We start from the raw sequence: 5,544 nt of genomic DNA, 5'->3' as shown, positions 1-5,544 counted from the left end.
GGTGCGGGGCCTCCGCCTGCTCCCGGGTGCCCTCGGGCACCGGGTCACTTGTCATGCGTCGTCTGGCACTCCCGGATCAGAGCGCGGCGTCGCCGTGCTCGCCGGTGCGCACCCGGGCCACGTCCTCGACCGGCACGACCCACACCTTGCCGTCGCCGATCTTGCCCGTCTGCGCCGCGCCGACGATCGCATCGGTCACCGCCGCGACGTCCTCGTCCGTGACGAGCACCTCGATGCGGACCTTCGGCACCAGGTCCACCGTGTACTCCGCACCGCGGTAGACCTCGGTGTGGCCCTTCTGTCGGCCGTAGCCGCTGGCCTCGCTCACGGTCATACCGCGCACCCCGGCACCTTCCAACGCCGTCTTCACGTCGTCGAGGCGGTGGGGCTGGATGACACCCGTGACAAGCTTCATGCGCTGCCTCCTAAGCAGTCGGGTAGCTGGACCGTAGTACGGTCAGCGCACCTCGGTGATGGTGGACCCGGAGTTCTCGTACGCCGTCTCGCCGTGGACCGCGAGGTCGATGCCGCTGACCTCGGCCTCCTCGGAGACGCGCCAGCCCAGGGTCGCCTTGAGCGCCAGCCCGATGATGTACGTGAGCACGAAGCTGTAGAGCACGGCCACCAGCGCGGCGACGATCTGGGTGAGCAGCTGCGTGACGCCGCCACCGTAGAAGAGGCCGTTGAGCGAGCCCTCGAAGTAGAACGAGTCGTAGCGGCCGTTCGTCGCGAAGAACCCGATCAGGATGGTGCCGACGAGGCCACCGACGAGGTGCACGCCGACCACGTCGAGCGAGTCGTCGTAGCCGAACTTGTACTTGAGGCCCACGGCGAGCGAGCACAGGACACCGGCGACGAGGCCGATGACGATGGCGCCCCACGAGTCCACCGTGCCGGCGGCCGGGGTGATCGCGACCAGGCCGGCGACCACACCGGAGGCGGCACCCAGCGAGGTGGCGGCGCCGTCACGGAACTTCTCGGTGGTCATCCAGGCGAGCATCGCGACGGCCGTGGCGACCAGCGTGTTGACCCAGGCGCGGCCGGCGGTGCCGTCCGCGGCGAGCTCGGAGCCCGCGTTGAAGCCGAACCAGCCGAACCACAGGAGGGCGGCGCCCAGCATGACGAACGGCAGGTTGTGCGGACGCATGGCCTCGGTGCCGAAGCCCTTGCGCTTGCCGATCACGAGGGCCAGGGCCAGCGCCGCGGCACCCGCGTTGATGTGGACGACGGTGCCGCCGGCGAAGTCGATCGGCAGCGAGAGGGCCGACGCGAGCCAGCCGTCGGCGCCGAACATGCCGCCGCCCCAGACCCAGTGGGCCAGCGGCGCGTAGACGACCGTGACCCAGATGGCGCTGAAGACGATCCAGGTGCCGAACTTGACGCGGTCGGCGATCGCACCGGAGATGAGGGCCACCGTGATGATGGCGAACGTGGCCTGGAACCCGGCGAACACGAGGCCGGGGATGCCGACGCCGGTCGTGGGACTGGCGGCGTTGTCGATCGTGAGGCCGATGAGCCCGGCCGGGTTGCCGATGAAGCCGGCGATGTCCGGGCCGAAGGCCAGACCGTAGCCGTAGACGACCCAGATGAGCCCGGCGACGCCGATCGAGGCGAAGCTCATCATCATCATGTTGAGAACGCTCTTGCCCCGCACCATGCCGCCGTAGAAGAACGCCAGGCCCGGCGTCATCAGCAGCACGAGCGAGGAGGCGGTGATCAGCCAGGCGGTGTTGCCCGTATCGAGCTCGAATTCCATCGCGGAAAATGCCTCTCTCCCCGGACCGGTCCTGGTGACTCGGCCCACCGCGACTACCGTCGCGGGACGCCGTTACACGTGGCCCGCATCGAGGTTACGGATGCGTGACGCAGGCGGGGAGCATGTAAACGTCTTATTTCGAGACCGGCTTGGGCGAATTTTCCGACCCAACCGTGATCGCCCGGTTATTTCGTGGCTATCCGCCGGTAACTTAACGCTTACATGTACTTCTCACATGGTGGACGGCGACCAATGCCGTGCCATTCACGGGGGCATTCCTGACCCGGGGTCAGCCCAGGATCCCGTCCACGAACTCCTCGACGTCGAACGGCGCCAGGTCGTCCGGACCCTCGCCCAGGCCGATGAGCTTGACCGGCACGCCAAGCTCTCGCTGCACCTGGACCACGATCCCGCCCTTGGCGGTCCCGTCGAGCTTCGTCAGGACGATGCCCGTGACGCCGGCGACCTCCGCGAAGACCCGCGCCTGGGAGAGCCCGTTCTGCCCGGTGGTCGCGTCGAGCACCAGCAGCACCTCGCTCGGCGCGGCGACCTTGCTGGCCACGCGCACGATCTTGCCGAGCTCGTCCATGAGGCCGGCCTTGTTCTGCAGGCGCCCCGCCGTGTCCACGAGCACGACGTCCGTCTTCTCGTCGCGCCCGCGTGCGACCGCCTCGAAGGCCACCGACGCCGGGTCGGCGCCCTCGCGGTCCGAGCGCACCGTCTCCACGCCCACCCGGTTGCCCCAGGTGGTGAGCTGGTCCGCCGCGGCGGCGCGGAACGTGTCGGCGGCGCCGAGCACCACGCTGCGGCCGTCCGCCACCAGCACACGGGCCAGCTTGCCGACCGTCGTGGTCTTGCCCGTGCCGTTCACGCCCACCACGAGGGTCACCGCGGGCAGGTGGCTGCCGTCCTCGGCGGTCCGCGGTTCGGTGTGCAGGGTGCGGTCCAGCTCGGGCTGGAGGAGCGTCACGAGCTCGGAGCGCAGCAGGTCGCGCACCGCCGCCGGCTCGCGCACGCCCAGCACCCGGACCTTGGTCCGCAGCGCGTCGAGCAGGTCCGTGGTGGGGCCGGCGCCGACGTCCGCGAGGAGCAGCTCCTCCTCGATCTCGTCCCAGTCGTTCTCCGTGAGCGAGTCCCGGGACAGCACCGAGAGCAGGCGGGCGCCCAGGGGCGAGCCGGACCGGGCGAGGCGGTCGCGCAGCCGCACCAGGCGGCCCGCGGTCGGGGCGGGGCGCTCCAGGACCGGCGCGGCCTGTGGCGCGGCCGCCTCGGGCTCCGCCGTGGGTTCGGCGGTGGCGGGTTCGGCGGTGGCCGGCTCCGCCGTGGCCGACGACGCCGTCGTCGTGGGCTCGGTGGCGCTCGGGGCGCCGTCCTGGTCCTGGGTCCGCCTGCGCCGTCGGGCGACCAGGACGCCGGCGAGGCCGCCACCACCCGCGAGGACGACGACGGCGGAGATGATCTCGATCCAGGGAAGCTCGTTCACGCCCCAGATTCTTTCATCTCGCGGACGACGCCGTGGAAACCCCTGGCTCCCGCCCGTTTCGCCGGGCGGAGTTAGGGTCCCCTAATCTCCGCGTGTAGGGTGACGCTGCCGAGAGAGCCCGAGCGCGACGACCGCGCCGCCTCAGACCCGCGGCCGTGCAGGACCTTTCAGCCCAGAACATCGAAGGAACAACCATGCCTCGCGCAGTTTCCGCGTCTCTCGCCGCCCTCGTGGTGGGTGCCGCCCTGCTCACCGGCTGCGGCGGCACCGCCGATGCCGGCACCGGCGACAACAAGTCCAACGTCGCCACCGGCCAGGAGGGGTTCGACGACGTCCGGGAGCTCGCGGGCCGGCTCGGCACGGACGCCGCACCGGGCGAGTTCCCGCGCACCGTGCGCAACCTCGTGGCCAACGAGGAGGTGGGCGAGACCGAGATCCCCGCGAAGCCCGAGCGCGTCATCGTGCTCGACACCGGTGAGCTGGACAACATGATCTCCCTGGGCATCGAGCCGGTCGGCATCGCCCACCCGGCGGACGCCGAGATGGCGCCCGACTACCTGGACGTCGGCGACGCCGTGGACCTCGGCGCCTACGACGCCCTGAACCTGGAGCAGATCAAGAACCTCGAGCCCGACCTGATCCTCGGCACGTCGCTGCGGATCGACGACGACGGCCTCAAGGCCAAGCTCCAGGACATCGCGCCGACCGTGCTGTCGCCGCGCCCCGGCGTGCTGTGGAAGGAGAACTTCCTGCTCAACGCCGCGGCCGTGGGCGAGGAGGACCGCGCCCAGGAGCTGCTGGACACCTACGAGGAGCGTGCCGACGAGGTCGGCGCCGAGGTGGTGGAGGCGAACGGCGGCGAGGCCCCGACCGTCTCCATGCTCCGGTTCATGGCCGGGCAGATCCGCCTGTACGCCAACGACTCGTTCGTCGGCATCATCCTGGCCGACGCCGGCCTCCCCCGGCCGGAGACCGAGGACATCGCCGACCTCGCCGTCGAGATCTCCGCGGAGGAGATCACCCTCGCCGAGGGCGACTGGCTGCTCTGGGGCACCTACGGGGAGCCCGACGCCACCGAGCAGGCGGCAGTCGTCGACGGCCCCCTGTGGGACCAGGTGCCCGCGGTCGCGGACGGCGGCGTCGTCCGCGAGGTGCCGGACGAGACGTGGTACCTGGGTCTGGGCGTGACGGGGGCCGGGCTCGTGCTCGACGACCTGGAGACCATCGCCGCCGACCAGCGGTGAGCACGACCCGGACCACGGCGCGCAGCGGACGGACGGTCGCCGCGATCCTGCTGACCGCGCTCGTGCTGCTCGTCGTCGCGGCGCTGGCCGGCATCACGGTGGGCGCCCGTGTGCTCTCCCCGGCCGAGACGCTCGCGGGGCTGCTCGGCCACGACGGCGTCGCCGCGACCGTCATCTGGGAGCTGCGGCTGCCCCGGACCCTGCTCGGCCTGCTCGTCGGCGTCGCCCTCGGCGTCGCCGGCGTGCTGGCGCAGGCGGTCACCCGCAACCCGCTGGCCGACCCGGGCCTGCTGGGGATCTCCGCCGGCGGCGCCGTCGCGGTGGTCGCCGGCAGCGTGTTCCTCGGGCTGGGTGCGGGCCTGCCCCGCGTGCTCCTCGCCCTGGCGGGCGCTGCGCTGGCGACGGCCGCCGTCTACCTGTTCGCGAGCCGGTCGCCCGAAGGGCTTACGCCCGTGAACATGACCCTGGCCGGGATGGCGATGACGGCCTTCCTCGGTGCCGCCGTCTCGGCGACGGTGCTGCTCAGCGCCTCGACCATGGACCAGTACCGGTTCTGGGTGGTGGGGTCGCTGAACCTGCCCGACCCCGCCGTGCTGCTGCCGGCCCTCGTGCCGGCCGTGGTCGGCGGGGTCCTCGCGGTGGTCGTCTCCGGGTCGCTCAACGCGCTCGCCCTCGGCGACGACACGGCGGCGGCGCTCGGCGTCCCCGTCGTGCGGACCCGGCTGCTGGCGGGCGTCGCCGTGGTGCTGCTGTCGGGCACCGCCGTGGCGCTGGCCGGCCCGATCGCCTTCGTCGGCCTCGTCATCCCGCACGTGGCCCGGGCCCTGGTCGGCACCGACGTGCGCCGCGTGCTCGCGCTCTCCGCGGTGCTGGGGCCGCTGCTGCTGGTCACGGCCGACGTCGTGGGCCGCCTCGTGGCGCGCCCGGCGGAGGTCCAGGTGGGCGTGGTCACGGCGCTGCTCGGCACCCCGTTCTTCATCTGGCTGACGCGCCGCGCGAAGGAGCGTGCCCGATGACCGCGACCCGCACCGTCTCCGGAACCGGGCGCCCGGCCGCGCGCC

The 5,544-nt window shown here is 72.1% G+C and carries 5 protein-coding genes; 2 read left to right on the top strand and 3 right to left on the bottom strand.

Going from position 1 to position 5,544, the window contains the following annotated elements:
• Positions 1-76: 76 nt before the first annotated feature.
• The 3 genes from ACFWEJ_RS26870 to ftsY all read right to left on the bottom strand — a co-directional run bounded on the left by ACFWEJ_RS26870 (position 77) and on the right by ftsY (position 3,239).
• Complete coding sequence (locus tag ACFWEJ_RS26870) at positions 77-415, bottom strand: P-II family nitrogen regulator (RefSeq protein ID WP_357484250.1); 339 nt, start codon at positions 413-415, stop codon at positions 77-79.
• A 42-nt stretch (positions 416-457) separates the two neighbouring features.
• Positions 458-1,756, bottom strand: a complete 1,299-nt coding sequence (locus ACFWEJ_RS26865) for an ammonium transporter (protein WP_377232232.1) — start codon at positions 1,754-1,756, stop codon at positions 458-460.
• A gap of 289 nt (positions 1,757-2,045) precedes the next feature.
• Complete coding sequence (gene ftsY / locus ACFWEJ_RS26860) at positions 2,046-3,239, bottom strand: signal recognition particle-docking protein FtsY (protein WP_377232231.1); 1,194 nt, start codon at positions 3,237-3,239, stop codon at positions 2,046-2,048.
• Between the two features lie 194 nt (positions 3,240-3,433).
• Here ftsY and ACFWEJ_RS26855 point away from each other — a divergent pair, with 194 nt between their 5' ends.
• Together ACFWEJ_RS26855 and ACFWEJ_RS26850 are read left to right on the top strand one after the other, a co-directional pair.
• Complete coding sequence (locus ACFWEJ_RS26855) at positions 3,434-4,483, top strand: ABC transporter substrate-binding protein (RefSeq protein ID WP_377232230.1); 1,050 nt, start codon at positions 3,434-3,436, stop codon at positions 4,481-4,483.
• Positions 4,480-5,499, top strand: coding sequence for a FecCD family ABC transporter permease (locus ACFWEJ_RS26850; protein WP_377232229.1), 1,020 nt, complete (start codon positions 4,480-4,482; stop codon positions 5,497-5,499). The genes ACFWEJ_RS26855 and ACFWEJ_RS26850 overlap by 4 nt, the downstream gene beginning before the upstream one ends.
• The last annotated feature ends 45 nt before the right edge of the window (positions 5,500-5,544 follow it).

It is taken from the genome of Promicromonospora sp. NPDC060204, from assembly GCF_042728455.1.
Lineage (GTDB): Bacteria > Actinomycetota > Actinomycetes > Actinomycetales > Cellulomonadaceae > Promicromonospora.
The sequence above is the reverse complement of the archived record's forward strand: the minus strand, read 5'-3'. Positions and strand labels throughout refer to the sequence as shown.